Genomic DNA, 19,811 nt, shown 5'->3' with positions numbered 1-19,811 from the left:
GGGAGGTCGAAATGCCAGGAACGATCCGTGTCGCGGTCGCAGCCGCGGCCGTGATGATGCACGGCGCCACGAGTCCGCGGGCGGCGGACGCGCCGGTGCGCATCGGGGTGCTGAACGATCAGTCCGGGCTCTACAGCGAGTTCGGGGGCATCGGCTCGGTCGAGGCCGCCAGGATGGCGGTCGCCGATTTCGGCGGTACCGTGCTCGGCCGTTCGATCGAGGTGCTGTCGGCGGACCATCAGAACAAGACGGATGTCGGCGCGGGCATCGCCCGCCGGTGGTTCGACCAGGACAACGTCCTGGCGATCGCGGACCTGACGAACTCGGCGATCGCCATCGCCGTCCAGAACATGGCCAGGGAGCGCGGGCGGATCACCCTGGCGTCGGGGCCCGGAACGACGCGCCTGACCAACGAGGATTGCTCGCCCACCGGCTTCCATTGGCCCTGGGACACCTATTCGCAGGCTGTCGGGACGTCCCGCGCCGTGATCCAGGAGGGGGGTAAGACTTGGTTCCTGATCGGCGCCGACTACGCGTTCGGGCATCAGATGGCGGCCGACCTCACGAAGACGATCACCGAGAACAACGCGACGGTGATCGGCCAGGTGCGTCATCCGACGGCGACGCCGGATTTCTCCTCCTTCCTGCTGCAGGCCCAGGGGTCCAGGGCCCAGATCATCGGGCTCGCCAATGGCGGCGTCGACACGACGAATGCGGTGAAGCAGGCGGGCGAGTTCGGCATCGCCCAGGGCGGGCAGCGGATCGTCGGTCTCGCCACCATGATCAGCGACGTGCACGCCCTCGGCCTGAAGGCCGCGCAGGGGCTCGTCGCGACGACCGCGTATTACTGGGACCGCAACGACGCCAGCCGCACCTTCGGGAAGCGCTACATGGCGGTGACGGGCCGCATGCCCGACATGATCCAGGCCGGCGTCTACTCGTCGGTCCTGCATTACCTCAAGGCGATGCAGGCGGCCGGCACCGACGACGGGAAAGTCGTGGCCGAGACCATGCGCGAGATGCCGGTCAACGACTTCTTCGTGACGAACGGGACGGTGCGCGTCGATGGGCGCATGGAGCACGACATGTACCTGATCCAGGTGAAGGCGCCTGAGGAGTCGAAGGGACCCTGGGATTACTATCGCGTCCTGAGAACGATTCCTGCCGCCGAGGCGACCATGCCCCTGGCGGAAAGCAAGTGTCCCCTCGTCAAGAAGTAAGACACCGCGGATCAGGAGCGTCGCCATGACGAATATCGCCTTCATCGGTCTCGGGAACATGGGCCTGCCCATGAGCCGCCGCCTCATCGAGGCCGGTCACCGGGTTGCCGGGTACGATCGGGCAGCGGAGGCCTGCAAGCGCTTCGCGGCGCAGGGCGGACGGGCCGCCGCCAGCCTCGCCGAGGCCGTGGCCGATGCCGAATGCGTCATCACGATGCTGCCGACCGGCAGGCACGTCCGAGCCGTCTACGAGGCGGAGGGCGGCATCCTGGCCTCGGCACCCCGCGACGCCCTCCTGATCGACAGCTCGACCATCGACATCGAGAGTGCCCGGGCCGTCAGCGGTGCCGCCGCGGCGACAGGCTTTGCCATGGTGGATGCCCCCGTCTCCGGGGCGGTTCCCGCCGCCGAGGCCGGTCGGCTGACCTTCATGGTCGGCGGCAGCGCGGAGGCGTACGGCCGCGCCCGGCCCATCCTCGACCCGATGGGGGCGAACTTCTTCCACGTCGGCGGAGCAGGCCTGGGACAGGCTCTCAAGATCTGCAACAACATGATGGCCGGGATGAGCATGGTCGCCCTCTCCGAGGCGATCACGCTCGGGGAGAGGCTCGGTCTCGATCACCAGACCCTCTACGACGTGATGGTGAAATCCTCGGGCAACTGCTGGGCTCTGGAGAAGTACTGCCCGGTGCCCGGCCCGGTGCCGACCTCGCCCGCCAACCACGCGTATGCCCCGGGCTTCGCCCTCGCGATGATGCTCAAGGACATGCGCCTGGCGCAGCAGGCCGCCGGCGGCGTCGATGCCGCGACGCCGCTCGCGGGCGCAGCCGTCGCGCTCTACCAGATGGCCGCCGCGAGCGGCTACGCCGACCGGGATTTCAGCGCGATCTTCAAGCTCATCTCCGGCCGGGGCGACCAGCCGGGCGCCGGGGCGACGCACACTCCGGGTTGAGGGCCCCGCGATCCGCGAAGCTTCGCGGTCGGCCTGGGCCCGGCCGCACGTCCCGAACGGCGGGTTGAGACACCGATGTCAGACAACCTCTACGACTATCTGTTTCTCCCCGCACGGCACCCGGACGCCTTGGTGCTTCGAGCCGAGGACGGGACGCGATGGACGCGCGCGGGGGTCGAAGACCTCGCGGGTCGCTTCGCCACCCACCTGGGGCGCTCGGGCGTCGGCACGGGAGACCGGGTCGCCGTACAGGTCGAGAAGTCGCCCGAGGCCGTGTGCCTGTACCTCGCCTGCCTCAAGCTCGGGGCGATCTACGTTCCGCTCAACACCGCCTACACCGAGCCCGAGGCGCGTCAGATCCTCGGCGATGCGGGGCCCGCCGCCTTCGTCGGCGGGCGCGGGAGCGTGTCGGCCCTGACGCAGGCAGGTCTTCTGGAGGGGTGCGCAACCTTCGATCTGGACGCCAGGGGCGGCGGCAGTCTCCGCGAGGCCGCCAGGGGGATGACGCCCATGGCGTCGGCCGTCCCGCGCCAGGGCGGGGACGTCGCCGCCATCCTCTACACCTCCGGAACGACGGGGCGGCCCAAGGGCGCCATGCTGACCCACGCGAACCTGACCTTCTCGGCCGAATCGCTCGTCTCGCTCTGGGGCATGCGCGCCGACGACGTCCTGCTGCACGCGCTGCCGATCTTCCATGCCCACGGCCTCTTCATCGCCATCAACACGGCGCTGCGTGTCGGGGCCGGCATGGTGTTCCTCAGCCGGTTCACGCCCGAAGCCGTGATCGCGCAGATGCCATGCGCCACGGTCTTCATGGGCGTTCCGACGTTCTACGCCCGCCTCCTGGCCGACCCGCGCCTGGACGCCGCGCTCTGTGCCGGCATGCGCCTGTTCACCAGCGGATCGGCGCCGCTCCCGTCGGCGGTCCACGACGCCTTCCGGGCGCGGACCGGCCAGACGATCCTCGAGCGCTACGGCCTGACGGAGACGACGATCGTCGCCTCGAACCCGCTCGATGGCCCCCGCCTGCCCGGCACCGTCGGATACGCGCTGCCCGGCGTCGACGTGCAGGTGCGCGACAAGGACGGCAACGCGTCACCGGCCGACACGGTCGGCGAACTCGTCGTTCGGGGGCCGAACGTGTTCGGCGGCTACTGGGGCCTGCCGGATGCTTACGCGGCCGCCATGACCAGCGACGGTTCCTTCCGGACGGGGGATCTCGCGACCATCGCGCCGGACGGACGGATCGCGATCGTCGGACGCGCCAAGGACATGATCATCTCCGGCGGGTACAACGTCTACCCGCAGGAGATCGAAGCGGCCCTGAACCGGATCGAGGCGGTCCAGGATAGTGCCGTGTTCGGCGCACCCCACCCGGATTTCGGGGAGGGCGTCGTGGCGGTGGTCGAGCCGGAGGCCGGTCGAACCGCCCCCGCGCCGGAGGCCATCGTGGCGCAGCTTGCGCGGGAGCTCGCCCGCTACAAGCTGCCCAAGATCGTCGTGTCGATGCCCACGCTTCCGCGCAACGCGCTCGGCAAGGTCCAGAAGAACGAGCTCCGGCAGATCTACAGAGCTGCCTTCGACAAGGATGCGGCCATGGGCTGATCCTCCGGGATATCGGCGGATCGCAGGCACGGTGGCGGCCGGCACATCTTCGGTTCGGGGAGGGACTGATGCGGAGGTTCGTAGGCGCGAGCTTCGGCTCTCTGGACAGCTTCGGTCTTGCCGAGGCGGATGTTCCGCAGCCGGCGGCGGGCGAGGTCCGCATCCGGGTCGAGGCGGCCGCTCTCGGCTTCGTCGACGGCTTGATCGTACAGGGACGATATCAGATCCGGCCGCCGCTTCCCTACGTGCCGGGCGGCGAGATCGCCGGCGTCGTCGATGCCATCGGCCCGGGCGTCGAGACCGTCTCCCCGGGGGAGCGGGTCGTCACGTGGCAGCTCGGGGGCGGCCTTGCCGAGTCTGTCTGCGTCGACGCCGGCACCGTCGACCCGATTCCCGCCGGGTTGGCCCCTGCGACGGCTGCCGCCATGCTGGTCGATTATCAGACCGCACGGTACGCCCTCGTCGAGCGGGCGCGATTGTGCCGGGGCGAGCGGGTCCTCGTCCTCGGCGCCATGGGCGGGGTCGGCTCCGCAGCCCTTCAGCTCGCGGTGCGGGCCGGAGCGCTCGTGATTGCGGCCGCGTCCACGGCGGAGAAGCGCGACGCGGCGCGTCGGCTCGGCGCGCACCACGTCATCGACTCGAGCGCGCCCGACATGCGCGCGCAGCTCCAGGCCTGCGCGCCCGGGGGCGTGGTCGATGTCGTCGTCGATCCTGTCGGCGGAGCAGGCTTCGAGGCGATGTTCCGGTCCCTCGCCAAGGAGGGCCGACACTTGGTGATCGGCTTTGCGGGCGGAGACATTCCCGCTCTCCCGACGAATCTGGCGCTCCTGAAGAGCGCCGCTCTCGTCGGCGTGGAGATCCGGCACTACCTCGCGTCGCAGCCCGACAAAGCCCGTGCCGACCGCATGGCGCTGTTGAACGATGTGGCTGCCGGAGCACTCGAGGGGCCGCGCCTCGCGATCTACGCGCTCGACCGCGCCCGGGATGCTCTGGCGGCGACTTGGGCGCGGGACAGGTTCGGGAAGGTCGTCGTGCTCCCCGGCGACTGACCATGCGGGTACGACGGCAGACGACGGTCGCCTGAACCCTGCAAGGTCCTCGCTGCCGGAGCCTCGTTCCAGACCGCCGGACCCGCACGACGGCGATCGAGAGCGACGTCGGTCTGTTCGAGCGCAAGCCATCCTGCAGGCCGCGTGGCCCTGCACGCACGACCTGGCCGGTGCGGCATCGAAGAGGACAGCACCCAGAACAGCATCACGTTTGCTGATTGCGTCTATCAATTATGCTTGTTTGGCCATCGTATCTTTAAGGTCTAGGCTGTCCACCAAAGGCTATCGCTCCTCGCTCCTGCATCTGAAGGGCGTCGAGATCGGTGTATAACGCCGGAGGAAACATGCTGGACCTTGCTGCTGCACCTGCGGCTCGAAGCCGTCGATAGGTTGCGCCCATGCAGCCGAATTGGATCGTCCTCTCCCTGACGCTTGCCTACATGGCGGCGATGGGCCTGATCAGCTTCTCGGCCCGACGCTATGCCAAGAGTGCGGGGAGCTTCACGTCCGGGGGCACGCGCTATCCGGCGTTCCTGATCGGCTTCCTGCTGATGTCGGAGTTCATCGGCACGGCGACCAGCGTCGGCACCACGCAGACGGCCTACAAGGTCGGCATATCGGCGGCCTGGAACGTCCTCGCGCTCGCCATCGGCTTCGTGCTCTACGCCATCCTGCTGGCGCCCCGCTTCAAGCAGCTCGGCGAGAATACGATCTCGGGGGCGTTGGCCCAGGCCTACGGTCGACCGACCAAGCTCGCCACCTCGATCATCATGATCTTCGCGCTGCAGATCGTGGCGGTATCGACCTACGCGGGCGGCGGGACGATCCTGGCAGGGCTCCTCAACGTCGATCGAACCAGCGCCATCGTCATCACGGGCGCGATCGCGACGCTGTACGTGAGCGTCGGCGGCATGCGCTCGGTGATCTACACCAACGTCCTGCATGCTCTCGTCAAATATGTCGGCATCGCAACCGCCGTCGTGTTCGGGCTCACGCAAGTCGGCGGGTTCTCTGCCCTGAAGGCACGCGTTCCCGAGCAGATGCTCGCCGTGGATACGGTCGGCTGGCCGCAGATCTTCGCCTGGCTGGTGGCCGGCATCGGAGCGGTCTTCTCGACGCAATACGTGATCCAGGCGATCAACACCGTCGAGGACGAGCGCACGGCGCGACGGGCGAGCTTCTACTGCGCCCTGCTGCTCGTCCCGTTCGGCATCTGCGCTGCCCTGGTCGGTGTCTGCGCGGCGGCGATCCTGCCTGGCATCCCGGCGATTCAGGCTCTGCCAGGTTTGATCGCCCGGATGGACGACCTGCTCGCCGCCGTCGTCGTGGCGGGATTGGCCGGATCGCTCTTCGGGACGATCTCGGCCCTCAGCATCGGTGCCGCCACGCTCCTGTACAAGGACTTCTACCTCTCGCGCTTCCGCACGGACGAGAAGGCGTCGTCCCTCCGGTTCGTCCGGATCATGACGATCCTCGTCGGCCTGATCCCCATCCCGCTGGCGATCTTCGCGCCGGACATCCTGAAGGTGACGTTCCTGGCGAAATCCCTGCGGGCGACCCTCGCGGTGCTGGTCATCTTCGCCTTCTACGCACCGCGTTTCGGAAGTCCGCGGGCGGCAGTCGTCAGCATCCTCGCCTCCCTCGTCCTGACCATCGGCTGGTTCCTGGCCGGGGACCCGATGGGGATCGACAATGCCTATGTGGCGCTCGTGATCCCTCTCCTCGTCATGACGTTCGCGCAGGTCGGGAAGGGCGACGTGGCCCACACGAAGGCGGCGGCACCGTCCTGAGGCGATCGGACGGCCTGCTGCGCCCTCGCCGGTGGCGGCGAATTGGCGCCCCGTAATCCGTGTGGTAATTCGAGACGATGTCCGAAGCTCTCGAGATTGCCCACGGCGATTTCGGCCGGGTGGCCCTGCTCGACATGGACCGCGGCCTTGTCCGGCACGCGCATCACCACTGTCACGTCCTGCTGAAGGTCGAGGGCGACGACACGCAGTTTCTCGTCGGCGAGCGCGTCGTCCGCCTCACCGACGAGCAGGCGGTCCTCGTCAACGCCTGGGAAACGCACGCCTACCTGCACGATCCGGCGCGCGACAAGGCGATGATCCTCGCGCTCTACATCGAGCCGGCGTGGCTCGGATCGTTCCGCGACAACTGGGCGGCGAGCGGCGCTCCGGGCTTCTTCGAGCAGCCGGTCGGCCTCATCACGGCCCGGATCAGGCGGCTCGCCCGGGATCTCGCGGCCGAGATGGTCTACGCGCCGGACTCGCACCACATCCGCGAGACCCTGCTGCCCGGGCTGATGATTGCCCTGATCGAGCAATTCACGGCGTGGCGAGAGGCCGGATCCGCGTTGCGGGGGGCGAGCCGCCACCGCGACTGGCGCGTCCAGCGGGCCATCGCCCGGCTTCGGGCCGAGCCCGGGACCGAGACCGGCATCGACGCGCTCGCGCGCGAGGTCGGGCTCTCGCGGGCCCATTTCTACCGCCTGTTCGAGCAGACGACCGGCGCCTCGCCGAACGTCTTCAAGAACGCCATCCGGGTCGAGCGGGCGGTCCGGACCATCGTCGGCACCGATCAGGGCCTGACGGACCTCTCCCTCGGCCTCGGCTTCTCCACGCCCGCGCATTTCTCGCGCTTCTTCCGCGACCATGTCGGCGTCCCGCCGAGCGTCTTCCGCAGCATCGCGCGCCGCGGCGCGCTTCCAGGCGCCTGAGGGCCTCCGCGCCCCCGGGCGCCGCTTTATGAGACGTCTGGGTAAGTCGTGAGACGCGGCGGGATCCTCCGCCGTACGCGACGCGATGCATCCTCCTCGAACCGGGCCCGCAAGAGCCCCGGGCGAGGAAGCGAACGTTGGGCATCGAGCACATCCCGTTCGTCGGACGGTCGGTCGAGCGCGTCGAGGATGCGGGCCTGCTGTCGGGGCGCGGGCGCTACATCGACGATCTGGGCACGAAGCCGGGCACGCTGCACGCGGCGATCCTGCGCTCGCCCCACGCGCACGCCGACATCCGCGCGATCGAGTCCGCCGCGGCGCTGGCGCTGCCGGGCGTGGCGGCCGTCCTCACCGGGCGCGACCTCCTCGAGATCACCGCGGGCCTCGTCCCGGCCGTGCGCGCGGCCGTGGACGCCCGCGCCATCGCGGTCGACCGGGTCCGCTACGTCGGCGAGCCGGTCGCCCTGGTGCTGGCGCGGGACCGCTACCTCGCCGAGGACGGCTGCGACCTGATCGAGGTCGACTACCGGCCGCGCCCCGCGGTGGTCGATCCGCTGGCCGCCCTGGCGGGCGATGCGCCGGTGCTCCACGAGGGCGTCGGCGCGAACGCGGTGAGCGACCGCTCCTTCCGCTACGGCGACCCCGAGGCGGCGCTCGCGCGGGCACCCCGCACCCTGTCGGTGACGGTCCGCTACCCGCGCAACACCGGCTCGCCGATGGAGACCTACGGCGTCGTCGCCGAGTACGACCCCACCGACGACAGCTACGACGTGCTCGCCAACTTCCAGGGGCCGTTCAGCATCCACGCCGTGGTCGCCCGCGCCCTCAAGGTGCCGGGCAACCGCCTGCGCCTGCGCACCCCGCCCGATTCCGGAGGCAGCTTCGGCGTCAAGCAGGGGGTCGCACCCTACGCCGTCCTGATGGCGGCGGCCGCCCGCAAGGTCGGCCGTCCGGTGAAGTGGATCGAGGACCGCCTGGAGCACCTCGCCGCCTCGGTCTCGGCCACCAACCGCGTGACGACGCTCACGGCTGCCTTCGACGATGCGGGCCGGGTCGAGGCGCTCGACTGGGATCAGGTCGAGGATTGCGGCGCCTACCTGCGCGCCCCCGAGCCCGCCACGCTCTACCGGATGCACGGCAACATGACCGGCGCCTACGCGATCCGGAACGTGCGGATGCGCAACCGGGTGGTGCTGACCAACAAGACGCCGACCGGGCTCGTGCGCGGCTTCGGCGGCCCCCAGGTCTACTATCCCCTGGAGCGGCTGATGCAGCGCATCGCCGAAACCCTCGGCCTCGACCCGCTGGAGGTGATCCGCCGCAACCTGATCGCGGCCGACGCCTTCCCCTACCGCACCGCGACCGGCGCGCTCTACGATTCCGGCGACTACCAGCGGGCGCTCGACGTCGCCGCCCGGGACGGCGGCCTCGCCGACCTCGTCCGCCGCCGTGCGCAGGCCCGCGCCGAGGGGCGGCTCTACGGGATCGGCTACACCGCGGCGGTCGAGCCCAGCGTCTCGAACATGGGCTACATCACCACCGTCCTCACCGCCGCCGAGCGCGCCAAGGCCGGACCGAAGAACGGGGCGCAGGCCACCGCCACGATCACCCTCGACCCGGTCGGCTCGGTGACCGTTCAGGTCGCCTCCGTGCCGCAGGGCCAGGGCCACCGCACGGTGCTGGCGCAGGTGGTCGCCGACGTGTTCGGCATCGGCCTCGACCAGGTCCGGGTCACCGCCGACCTCGACACCGCCAAGGACGCGTGGTCGATCGCCTCCGGCAACTATTCGAGCCGCTTCGCCGCCGCGGTCGCGGGCGTGGCGCACCAGGCCGCCCTGAGGCTGCGAGACAAGCTCGCCGCGGTGGCGGCGGCCCAGCTCAACGTGCGCGCGGACGACCTCGTCTTCGCCGGGGGGCGGGTCAGCGCGCGGGCGAACCCGGACGCCGCGATGCCCTTCTCGCGGGTCGCGGCGACCGCGCACTGGTCGCCGGGTCTTCTCCCCGACATGGACGGCGCGCCGATCCGCGAGACGGCGTTCTGGACGCCGCCGCAGCTCACGGCCCCGGACGAGGCCGACGCGATCAACTCGTCCCTCTGCCACGGCTTCATCTTCGATTTCTGCGGGGTGGAGGTCGATCCGGTCACCGGCAAGCTGCGGATCGACCGCTACGTCACGATGCACGATTGCGGCCGCATCCTGCACCCCGGCATGGTCGAGGGGCAGGTGCACGGCGGCTTCGCGCAGGCACTCGGGGCGGCCGTCTACGAGGAGCTCAGCTACGGGGAGGACGGCGCCTTCCTGTCCGGGACCCTCGCCGACTACCTGCTCCCGACCGCGACCGAGATGCCGGAGCTCACGGTCCTCCACATCGAGAGCCCGTCCCCCTTCACGCCGCTCGGTGCCAAGGGCGTCGGCGAGGGCAACTGCATGTCGACGCCGGTCTGCCTCGCCAACGCGGTGGCGGACGCGCTCTCCCTCGACGCGATCGACCTGCCGCTGACCCCGGCCAAGCTCGCCGCGCTCGCGGCCGGCCGCGAGGAGCCGGCCCCGCCGGCCGGGCTCGCCGGGCCGCGCCACCCCTCGCGGGCCGCGAAGCCCGGCGACCGCACGATGCGCGGCGAGGGCGAGGCGCGCGTCGCGGCGCCGCCCGAGACCGTCTGGGCGATGCTGCTCGACCCCGAGGTCCTGACCTCGGTGATCCCGGGCGCCCACGGCGTGCGCAGGCTCTCGGACACGCACTTCACCGCCGAGGTCACCCTCGGCGTCGGCCCCGTGAAGGGCCGCTACAAGGCCGACATCCGCCTCTCCGACCTCGAGGCGCCGCGCGCGGCGACGCTCGCCGGCACGGTCACCGGCGCGCTCGGCAACGGCGGCGGCTCGGGCCGCATCACCCTGGACCCCGCCGAGGGCGGCGGGACGCGGATCGGCTACACCTACGAGGCCGCGGTCGGCGGCAAGGTCGCGGCGGTGGGCGGGCGCCTGCTCGACGGGGCCGCCCGCGTGATCATCGGCGGCTTCTTCTCGGCCCTCGCGCGGCGCGCGAGCGGGAGCGTGGCCGCTCCGGGCCTGCTGCGCCGCCTCCTCGCCCGCCTGGGGATCTCGGCATGAAGCCCGCCCCCTTCAGCTACCTGCGCGCCGCGAGCCTCGACGAGGCGCTCGACGCGCTCGCGCAGCACGGCGACGAGGCCCGCATCGTGGCGGGCGGCCAGTCGCTCCTGCCCATGCTCAACATGCGGCTGACGAAGCCCGCCGTGCTCGTCGACGTGATGCGGGTCGAGGCCCTGCGCGAACCGAAGCCCGAGCGCGGCGCGCTCGTGATCCCGGCGGGCGTGCGGCAGGCGATCCTGCTCGACCGGCCCGGCCTCGCCGACGACCTGCCCCTGCTCGCCGCGGCGCTCCCCTGGGTCGGGCACGTCCAGACCCGGGCGCGGGGCACCCTGTGCGGCTCGGTCGCCCACGCCGATCCGAGCGCCGAGATCCCCCTCTGCCTCGTGGCGCTGGAAGGCGAGGTCCGGCTCCGCGCGCGCAGGCGCCGCCGGTCCCTGCGCGCCGAGGACTTCTTCACCGGCATGATGGTGACCGAGCGCGGCGACGACGAGATGATCGAGGCGATCGCCTACCCGACCCGCGCCGCCGGGACCGGCTACGCCTTCGCCGAGGTCGGCCGCCGCCACGGCGACTTCGCCATCGTGGCCTGCGCGGCCGTGGTGGATGCCCGGCGAATGCGCCTCGCGGTCGGCGGCGTCGCGGACCGGCCGACGGCCCGGGACTTCCCCCCGCTCGACGGCTCCGCCCTCGACGACGCCCTCAACGCCTTCGCCTGGGAACTCGGCGCGGGCGAGGATCTCCACGCCACCGCCCGGTACCGCCGCGACCTCGTGCGCCAGCTCGGCCGCAGGGTGCTGGAGACGGCGAGACAGGACAGCCTTCGATGCCGCAGCTAGACGCCGGCGCACGCCACCGCGTGCGCTTCACCCTGAACGGCGCGCCCGCCGAGGTCGAGGTCGAGCCGCGCACGCTCCTCACCGACGCCCTGCGCCACGGCCTCGGGCTCACCGGCACGCATGTCGGCTGCGAGCACGGCGTCTGCGGCTCCTGCACGGTTTCGATCGACGGCGTGCCGGCCCGCGCCTGCCTGACGCTGGCGGTCGGGGTCGAGGGCTGCGCCTTGCGCACCGTGGAGGGGCTGGCGCCCGAGCCCGGCCGCCTCGGCGTGCTCCAGGAAGCCTTCCGGCGCCACCACGCCCTGCAATGCGGCTTCTGCACCGCCGGGATCCTGATGTCGCTGGACGCCTACCTGCGCCTGCGCCCGCGGGCGGGGCGCGCCGAGCTCACCGAGGTCATCGGCGGCCATCTCTGCCGCTGCACCGGCTACGCCCCGATCGTCGCGGCGGCGCTCGAAGCCGCCGCGACCCTGCGCGGGGACGATCCGTCCGAACCGGCGGTCCAGGCGGCGAACGAGAGGGAGAAGGCCCATGCTTGACCTCGGCACGAGCTTCCTCGCGAGCGTCTCGCGCGATCCCGCCGCCCTCGCCATCGTGGACGGCGAGACCCGGCTGACCTACGCGGCCTGGTACGACCTGATCTCCGCCGCGGTCGCGGGGCTCGACCGCCTCGGGCTGGGGCCCGGCGACCACCTCGTCACCGTCCTGCAGAACCGGCTGGAGGCGGCGACGCTGCACTGGGCCTGCCAGTTCGCCGGCCTCGTGCTGACGCCGATCAACTGGCGGGCGAAGCCCGAGGAGATCGACTTCGCGATCGAGAATTCCGACGCCCGGGCGCTCGTCTACGAGGAGGTCTCGGCGGCGGCCGTCCGCGCCAGCGCCGCCGCCCGGGCGCTGCCGCGGATCGCGGTGGGCCACGCCACGGGCTCGGGCGCCGTCGCCTTCGCGGACCTCGCCAGGCCCGGGGCGGCGCCGGCGAGGCCCCGCGTCGACGCGGACGCCACCTCGCTGATGCTCTACACCTCGGGGACGACGGCCAGGCCCAAGGGCGTGCCGCGCCGCCACCGCGCCGAGCGCGCCGCCGCCCTCGCCCACGTGGCGCAGAACCTCTACGCGCGCGGCGAGCGGACGCTCGGCGTCATGCCGCTCTACCACACGATGGGCGTGCGCTCGCTGCTGGCCATGTCGCTGATCGGCGGCGCCTTCGTCTGCCTGCCGCGCTTCGACGTGGCCGGGGCGCTCCGCCTGATCGCCGCCGAGCGCGTGACGAACCTCTACCTCGTGCCCACCCTCTACCACGACCTCGTGCACCACCCGGACTTCGCGCGGACGGACACCGCCTCGGTGCGCAAGCTCGGCTTCGCCGGCGCGCCGATGACCGACGGCCTGCTCGCCAGGCTGACCGAGGCGTTCCGCCCCGACCTGTTCGTCAACCATTACGGCTCGTCGGAGGTCTACACCTTCACGATCAACCAGGACGCCGCGAAGAAGCCGGGCTCCGCCGGCCGCGCCGGCCTCAACACCATGGTGCGCGTGGTGCCGCTCGGCGCCGCGGACCCGGAGGCGGTCGCCGCCCCCGGCGAGGAGGGCGAGATCGCGGTGATCGCGAGCGGCGACGAGGCCTTCGAGGGCTACTGGCGCCGCCCCGAGGCGGACGCCAAGGCGTTCCGCGACGGCTGGTACCTCTCCGGGGACACCGGCTTCGCGGACGCGGACGGCGACATCTTCGTCACGGGCCGCGTCGACGACATGATCATCACCGGCGGCGAGAACGTCTCGCCGGTCGAGATCGAGAGCTGCCTCTCCCTCCACCCCGCCGTCTCGGAGGTGGCCGTGGTGGGCCTGCCCGACGAGCGCTGGGGCAAGCTCGTCACCGCCTTCGTCAAGCGCCGCGACGGCACAGACGGGCCCGCCCTCGACGCCCATTGCCGCGCGGTCGGACTGGCGAGCCACAAGCTGCCCCGCGCCTACGTCTTCGTGGCCGAGATCCCGAAATCGCCGGTGGGCAAGCTCCTGCGCCGGCAGCTCGTGGCGGGCGAGTACGAGCGCGAGGCCGCCGGTGAGCCGCCGGCCGCCGCCTGACTTGGCCTGAACCCTTCCCAACCCCTTCCGAGAAGAGAGTGCCGATGACCGACGATCCCCGCCTGACGAACCTCGACGGCTTCCGCGTCGAGATCGATCCCGCCCGCGAGCGCGCCGACGTGATCCTGTGCCGGCCGCCGATGAACGTGATCGCGATGCCCCAGCGCGACGAGATCCGCCGGGTCTTCGAGGCGCTCGACGAGGATCCGCGCGTGCGCGTGATCGTGTTGCGGGCCGAGGGCGAGCACTTCTCGTCGGGCGGCTACATCAAGGGCTTCCTGGAGGCCTCGCCCGAGCACGTCTCGAAGCTCGCCTGGAACATCGCCGCGCCCGCCCGCTGCGCGAAGCCCGTGATCGCGGCCAACCGCGGCTACACCTTCGGCGTGGGCTTCGAGATCTCGCTCGCCTGCGACTTCCGCATCGTCTCCGAGACCTGCCGCTACGCGCTGCCCGAGCAGAAGCTCGGCCAGATCCCGGGCTCGGGCGGCTCGGCCCGCCTCCAGAAGATCGTCGGCATCACCCGCACCAAGGACATCGTGATGCGCTCCCGCCGCATCCCCGGCCGGCAGGCGCTCGAATGGGGCATCGCCACCGAGTGCGTGGCCGACGCGGACCTGGAGAAGGCGGTCGACGCCCTCGTCGAGGAGCTGCGGGCCTTCTCGCCGATCGCGCAGCGCACCGCCAAGAAGCTCCTCAACGACACCGAGGATTCGAGCCTCGCGATCGCCATCGAGCTCGAGGGCCACTGCTACAGCCGCCTGCGCCAGTCGGACGACTTCCGCGAGGGCGTCGAGGCCTTCCACGAGAAGCGCGAGCCGAAGTTCCAGGGCCGCTAGCCCACGCACCGCGAACCGACCGCCACGCCGGCTCCAAGACCGGCGGGCGGTGCAGGCTGGGCCGACGCCCGAGGGAGACGAAGCATGGACGCCACGACGACACTGGCCGCCCCCGCGGCCCTGCCGAAGCCCACGACGCGCCAGACCGCAACGGCGGCGCTCGCCTCGCTGTTCGGCTGGGGCCTCGACCTGTTCGACCTGTTCATCCTGCTCTACGTGGCACCGGTCGTCGGGGCCCTGTTCTTCCCGGCCGACAAGCCGATGCTGTCGCTCGCCGGCGCCTACGCTTCCTTCGCGGTGACGCTGCTGATCCGCCCGCTCGGGTCGGCCCTGTTCGGCACCTACGCCGACCGCTTCGGGCGGCGACGCGCCCTGATGGTGGCGGTGATCGGCGTCGGCCTCTCGACGGCCGCCTTCGGGCTCCTGCCGACCGTCGGCCAGATCGGCTGGGCCGCCACCGCGATCTTCCTCGCCTTCCGCCTGATCCAGGGCATCTTCGTCGGCGGCGTGGTCGCCGCCTCGCACACGATCGGCACCGAGTCGGTGCCCGAGCGCTGGCGCGGCCTGATGTCCGGCTCGGTCGGCGGCGGCGGTGCGGCGATCGGTGGCCTGCTCGCCTCGCTCGTCTTCTCCGTGGTCTCGCTGCTGGCGCCCGGGGAGGCCTTCGCGGCCTGGGGCTGGCGGGTGATGTTCTTCTCCGGCCTCCTCACCTCGGTCGTCGGGCTGATCTTGTTCCGCAACCTCGAGGAATCGCCGATCTTCCGGCAGCTCCAGGCCGCGAAGGCGGCCAAGCGCGCCGACACCGCGGCGGTCGTCTCGCCGGTCCGTGCGTTGTTCTCCGCCGAGCATGCCCGCAGCTTCGCCCTCGCGGTGCTGCTCTCGTTCGGCGGCGGCGCGGCCTACTACCTGACCTCCGGCTACCTCCCGACCATCCTGAAGCTCGTGAACGGCCTGCCCAACGCCACCGCATCGCTGATGCTGATCGGCGCGAGCCTCGCCGCGGCGGTCGGGGCCTGCGGCATGGGCGAGCTGAGCCAGCATATCGGCCGCAGGCGGAGCTTCCTTCTCATGGGAGCGGTGCGCCTCGTGGGCTTCCCCGTGCTGTTCCTGGCGCTCGGCCGGACGACCGATCCGGTCTGGATCGGGATCTACGCCCTGCTCCTGGCCTTCATCGCGAATGCGAGCTACGGGCCGCTCCTGATCTTCCTCAATGAGACCTTCCCGACGGCCTTGCGCGCCACCGGCACGGGCCTCAGCTGGAACATCGGCTTCGCGCTGGGCGGGATGCTCCCCACCCTCGTCTCCCTCACCGCCGACGGGCCGGGGCAGATCACCCTGGTGCTCGCGATCTTCTCGACCCTGGTGACGGTGGTCTACCTGATCGGCGCGGTGATGGTGCCGGAGACGCGGGGCAACCTCGAGCGCGGGTGAAGGTCCTCGATGCCGGATAACGCGTTCTGGGGTTTCTCCCTCGAACTCTACGGCCGGCCGGGCGTCGCGGCGGCCTGTCTCGCCCTGCAGGACGAGGCAGGCGCCGACGTCAACCTCGTCCTCTACCTGCTCTGGTGCGCGGTGACCGGCCGCGTTCTGGATGAAGCGGCGATCGCGACGGCGGACGCGCGGATCGCGCCGTGGCGCGCAGGCGTCGTCGAATCGCTGCGCGCCGTCCGGCGCGCGCTGAAGGCCGACCCGCTCCGGGAATTCGGATCCGAGGCCTTTCGCGGGCGGGTCAAGGCGGTCGAGCTCGAGGCCGAGCGCCTCGTCCAGGACGCGCTGTTTCGCGACGCTCCCGCGCCCGGGTCACCCGAAGGGCGGTCGACGGTCGCGAGGGACCACCTTCGCCTCTATGCCCGGCATCTCGGGCGGCACTTTCCCGAGGCGGAGCTCGCGGTCCTGCTCGGCGCGCTCGCGAAGGCCTGATGCCCGGACCACGGCACCCGGATCGCCGTCGATCCTCGCGGCGCAAACATGGGCGCGGCCGTGCCCGGTGACGGAGCAGGGAGGCGCGCCTCCTCTCCGCGTCGGGGGTTTCGCGCGATCGCGGGCCGTGAACGTCACTCCGGTTCGCTCTGCCAGCGCCGCACGCAGCCTGCCTCGATCTCGAACAGATCGAGGATGCGGCCCAGCGTGTGGTCGACCATCGCGGCGATGCTCGCCGGGCGTGCATAAAAGGCCGGGACCGGCGGCGCGATGATCGCCCCCATCTCGGAGAGCGCCGTCATCGTGCGGAGATGCCCGGTATGGAGCGGCGTCTCGCGCAGCATCAGGACGAGACGTCGACGCTCCTTCAGCACCACGTCGGCCGCGCGCGTCAGCAGGCCGGTGGTGGTGCCGGCGGCGATCTCCGACATGCTGCGCACCGAGCAGGGTGCCACGACCATGCCGCGGGTGCGGAACGAGCCGGAGGAGATCGCGGCACCGATGTCGGTCTGCGCGTAGGTCTTGGCGGCAAGGGCCCGCACGTCGGCGACCTTGAGGTCGGTCTCGTGGGCGAGGGTCACCTCGGCGGAGCGCGACATCACCAGGTGGGCCGGGATGTCGAGGTCGCGCAGGATCTCGAGCAGGCGGATCCCGTAGATCACGCCCGAGGCGCCGGAGATGCCGATCACCAGGGGCAGATTGCGGCTCACGCGCCCGGACCCTCGACGGGCCGCGGCGCCGGCCGGCAGCCGCCTCGCCCGGCCTGCGCGAAGGGCCCGTCGAGGCCGTCGATCCGGTGATGCGCGCTGCCGTCCATGGTCGTTTCCCCGCCCTCGCTCGCGGTTCCACCGCGCCCCGGGCGCCGGGCGGGCGGCTTGCGGCGATCGTAGGGGCGTCCCGATGGCGCTGTCGAATAAGGATGGTTGATGGACGCAATCAGCGGGACTGCAGGCCGGGGGCGCTCCGGGGGCGTGCGGGCTAGCCCGGTCAGGCCCCCGTCACGATGTGCGCCTGCAGTGCCTCCGCGGCCGCCGAGAGCGCCTCGGACAGCATCTCGATGAAGCGCAGGGCCGCCGTGCTCAGGGGATGCTTCGGGTGGTGGATGATGACGAGCTGGCGCGTGATGCGCGGCGCGACGATGCGGTAGGCCCTGAGGGTGCCCTCGGCGAGCTGCCGGCTCACGGCGACGCTGGGCAGGACCGTGAAGCAGCCCGAGCGCGCCACGAAGTCGGCGATGGCCGGCGGCAGGTCGAGCTCGAGCTTCGGGGCCAGCGCGATGTCCTCCAGGCCGACGCGCCGGTCGAGCTCGAGCCGCAGGCCGTGCCGCTGCGAGGGCAGGATCAGGTCGAGCTGCGGGAGATCGCGCATGCGGACCGGAACCGGGATCGGCAGCGGCGTGTCCCGGCCGCCGACCACCACCATCTCCTCGTCGAGCAGGGGGTCGACCAGCAGCCCGAGGCGGCGCGGCGGCTTGTTGATCACCGCGAAGTCGAGGCTGCCGTTGCCGACGCCCTCGATGAAGGTGCTGCTGTAGCCGTCCGCCAGCGACAGCTCGACCTGCGGATAGGCCTCGGAGAAGCGGGCGAGGACGCCCGGGACGACGCTCATCGCGAGCGAGGACAGGATGCCGACGGTGACGCGGCCGGACACGCTCTTGGACAGCCGCGCCATCGCCGCCCGGGCCTCGGCGACGTCCCGCAGGATCGGCTGGACGAGCTGGTGCAGCGTCCGGCCGGCGGCGGTCGGCACCATCGCCTTCGGCTGGCGGTCGAACAGGCGCTGGTCGAGCTCCCGCTCCAGCTTGGCGATCTGCATGCTGAGGGCCGGCTGCACCACATTCATGCGTTGTGCCGCGCGGGTGACGCTGCCCTCCTCGAACAAGGCGACGAAGTAGGAGATCTGACGCAGGTCCAACGCTCGTGCCTCCCGGGTCCGGCTCTGCGGCCGCACCCTCCTGGACTGGACCATGCCGGTGCCGACGAGGCAATTCAGACTGTCTGATCTCGGGCATCAGCAATCTTTATTTTGGCGCGCTTCGCGAACGCCCTAACCAGGGAGGAAAGACGCCGCCGAGCGGCGAACGGGAGGACATCATGAGCGACCCGGTTCCCGTGCGGTCCCTGCGCGACTGGCTCGACCGCCTCGGCGGGAGCGGACGCCTCAGCGTCGCGCGCCCCGGCATCGGCCTGCGCCACGAGGCGGCGGCGGTCGCCAACCGGCTGGACGGGCGTACCGCCACGCTGTTCCCGCGGCCGGGCGGCCAGCGCGGCACCATCGTCTCGGGTCTCGTCTCCAGTCGCGCCTGGATGGCCGAGGCGCTGGGCACGCACGAGGACCGCCTGATCACGCATTTCCAGCGCGCCTGCGCCGAGCCGCTGCCGTGGCGCGAGCGCGAGACGGGGCCCGCTCAGGCGGTGGTGCATCGCGGCGCCATCGACATCCTGCGCCTGCTGCCGGTGCCGACGCTGAACGAGCACGACAGCGGCCCCTACATCTCGGCCGGGCTGATGATCTCGCGCGACCCGGAGACCGGCGCGCAGAACGTCGCCATCCTGCGCTGCCAGATCAGCGGGCCGGACCGCATCGGCGTCCTCGTCCTGCCGCGCCACACCGACAACTTCTACCGCAAGGCCGAGGCCGCCGGCCGCGGCCTGGAGGTCGCCCTCGTGGTCGGGGTGGATCCGGCCTGCCTGCTCGCCTCGCAGGCGATCGTGCCGCTCGGCCACGACGAACTGGAGATCGCCGGCGCGCTCACCGGCGCCCCTCTCGACGTGGTGAAGTGCCTGACGAACGACGTGCGGGTGCCGGCCGAGGCGGAGATCGTGATCGAGGGCCGGATCCTGCCGGAGGTGCGCGAGCCGGAAGGGCCCTTCGGCGAGTTCCCGCAATATTACGGCGAGCGCGCCAGGCGCCATGTCATGGCGGTCGACGCGGTGACCCACCGCGAGAACCCGATCTTCCACATGATCGTCGGCGGCGGCCTGGAGCATCTCCTCCTCGGCGCGATCCCGCGCGAGGCCACGATCCTCGCCTCCCTCCAGCGCAACTTTCCCGGCGTCGAGGACGTCCACCTCTCGCTCGGCGGCGTCGGGCGCTACCACCTCTACGTCAAGTTGCGGAAGTCGCAGGAGGGCGAGGCCAAGAACGTGCTGCTCGGCGCCTTCGCGGCCCACTACGACATCAAGCACGCGGTCGTGGTGGACACGGACGTGGACATCCACGATCCGCAGGAGGTCGAGTGGGCGGTCTCGACCCGCTTCCAGGCCGACCGCGACCTCGTGGTGATCGCCGGCAGCCAGGGCTCGAAGCTCGACCCCTCGGCGCGGGAGGGGGTCGGCGCGAAGATGGGCCTCGACGCCACCGCGCCTCTCGACGCGCCTCCGATGAAGTTCACGCGCATCCGCGTGCCGGGCGAGGCCGAGGTGGACCTCGCGGCCGTGATCGTGCCCGAGGCCGACTGGCGCGCGGCGGCGGGCTGCTGA

General features: G+C 71.5%; 16 protein-coding genes. 14 read left to right on the top strand and 2 right to left on the bottom strand.

The features are described from left to right. The first annotated feature begins 11 nt into the window (after window positions 1-11). The 13 genes from ACLBXP_RS18695 to ACLBXP_RS18635 all read left to right on the top strand — a co-directional run bounded on the left by ACLBXP_RS18695 (window position 12) and on the right by ACLBXP_RS18635 (window position 16,329). Complete coding sequence (locus ACLBXP_RS18695; RefSeq protein WP_447669253.1) at window positions 12-1,220, top strand: ABC transporter substrate-binding protein; 1,209 nt, start codon at window positions 12-14, stop codon at window positions 1,218-1,220. A 25-nt stretch (window positions 1,221-1,245) separates the two neighbouring features. Continuing rightward, a complete protein-coding gene (gene mmsB, locus ACLBXP_RS18690; protein ID WP_447669252.1) occupies window positions 1,246-2,172 on the top strand; it encodes a 3-hydroxyisobutyrate dehydrogenase in 927 nt (308 codons plus the stop codon). A gap of 75 nt (window positions 2,173-2,247) precedes the next feature. Beyond that, window positions 2,248-3,777: an AMP-binding protein gene (locus ACLBXP_RS18685; protein ID WP_447669251.1), complete on the top strand. Its 1,530-nt coding sequence runs from the start codon at window positions 2,248-2,250 to the stop codon at window positions 3,775-3,777. A 68-nt stretch (window positions 3,778-3,845) separates the two neighbouring features. Continuing rightward, window positions 3,846-4,826: an NADPH:quinone oxidoreductase family protein gene (locus ACLBXP_RS18680; protein ID WP_447669250.1), complete on the top strand. Its 981-nt coding sequence runs from the start codon at window positions 3,846-3,848 to the stop codon at window positions 4,824-4,826. A 398-nt stretch (window positions 4,827-5,224) separates the two neighbouring features. After that, complete coding sequence (locus tag ACLBXP_RS18675; RefSeq protein ID WP_447669249.1) at window positions 5,225-6,616, top strand: sodium:solute symporter family protein; 1,392 nt, start codon at window positions 5,225-5,227, stop codon at window positions 6,614-6,616. Window positions 6,617-6,693: 77 nt separating this feature from the next. Further along, window positions 6,694-7,545, top strand: coding sequence for a helix-turn-helix domain-containing protein (locus ACLBXP_RS18670; RefSeq protein ID WP_447669248.1), 852 nt, complete (start codon window positions 6,694-6,696; stop codon window positions 7,543-7,545). Between the two features lie 137 nt (window positions 7,546-7,682). Further along, window positions 7,683-10,655, top strand: a complete 2,973-nt coding sequence (locus tag ACLBXP_RS18665) for a xanthine dehydrogenase family protein molybdopterin-binding subunit (RefSeq protein WP_447669247.1) — start codon at window positions 7,683-7,685, stop codon at window positions 10,653-10,655. Further along, entirely contained in the window at window positions 10,652-11,491 is an 840-nt protein-coding gene (locus ACLBXP_RS18660) for an FAD binding domain-containing protein (protein ID WP_447669246.1), read from the top strand. The genes ACLBXP_RS18665 and ACLBXP_RS18660 overlap by 4 nt, the downstream gene beginning before the upstream one ends. Next, window positions 11,479-12,030 carry a (2Fe-2S)-binding protein gene (locus ACLBXP_RS18655; protein WP_447669245.1) on the top strand — a complete coding sequence of 184 codons (552 nt, stop codon included), beginning with the start codon at window positions 11,479-11,481 and terminating at the stop codon, window positions 12,028-12,030. Before ACLBXP_RS18660 ends, ACLBXP_RS18655 begins: the two co-directional genes overlap by 13 nt. After that, complete coding sequence (locus tag ACLBXP_RS18650; RefSeq protein ID WP_447669244.1) at window positions 12,023-13,573, top strand: AMP-binding protein; 1,551 nt, start codon at window positions 12,023-12,025, stop codon at window positions 13,571-13,573. Before ACLBXP_RS18655 ends, ACLBXP_RS18650 begins: the two co-directional genes overlap by 8 nt. A 44-nt stretch (window positions 13,574-13,617) precedes the next feature. Next, a complete protein-coding gene (locus ACLBXP_RS18645; RefSeq protein WP_447669243.1) occupies window positions 13,618-14,409 on the top strand; it encodes an enoyl-CoA hydratase/isomerase family protein in 792 nt (263 codons plus the stop codon). 84 nt (window positions 14,410-14,493) lie between these two features. Then, entirely contained in the window at window positions 14,494-15,840 is a 1,347-nt protein-coding gene (locus ACLBXP_RS18640; protein WP_447669242.1) for an MFS transporter, read from the top strand. Between the two features lie 9 nt (window positions 15,841-15,849). After that, window positions 15,850-16,329, top strand: coding sequence for a TIGR02444 family protein (locus tag ACLBXP_RS18635; RefSeq protein ID WP_447669241.1), 480 nt, complete (start codon window positions 15,850-15,852; stop codon window positions 16,327-16,329). Window positions 16,330-16,463: 134 nt separating this feature from the next. On the opposite strand, the gene ACLBXP_RS18630 is transcribed toward ACLBXP_RS18635, so the two are convergent. Beyond that, complete coding sequence (locus ACLBXP_RS18630; protein WP_447669240.1) at window positions 16,464-17,039, bottom strand: UbiX family flavin prenyltransferase; 576 nt, start codon at window positions 17,037-17,039, stop codon at window positions 16,464-16,466. Between the two features lie 277 nt (window positions 17,040-17,316). Then, window positions 17,317-18,243 (bottom strand): LysR family transcriptional regulator, encoded by a 927-nt coding sequence (locus ACLBXP_RS18625; RefSeq protein WP_447669239.1) that lies wholly within the window; start codon window positions 18,241-18,243, stop codon window positions 17,317-17,319. 179 nt (window positions 18,244-18,422) lie between these two features. Between ACLBXP_RS18625 and ACLBXP_RS18620 the strand changes: the two genes are divergently transcribed. Further along, a complete protein-coding gene (locus ACLBXP_RS18620; protein WP_447669238.1) occupies window positions 18,423-19,811 on the top strand; it encodes a UbiD family decarboxylase in 1,389 nt (462 codons plus the stop codon).

Source organism: Methylobacterium sp. A54F (assembly GCF_053346035.1).
Note: the sequence above shows the minus strand (reverse complement) of the source record. Positions and strands in the feature narration are given on the sequence as shown.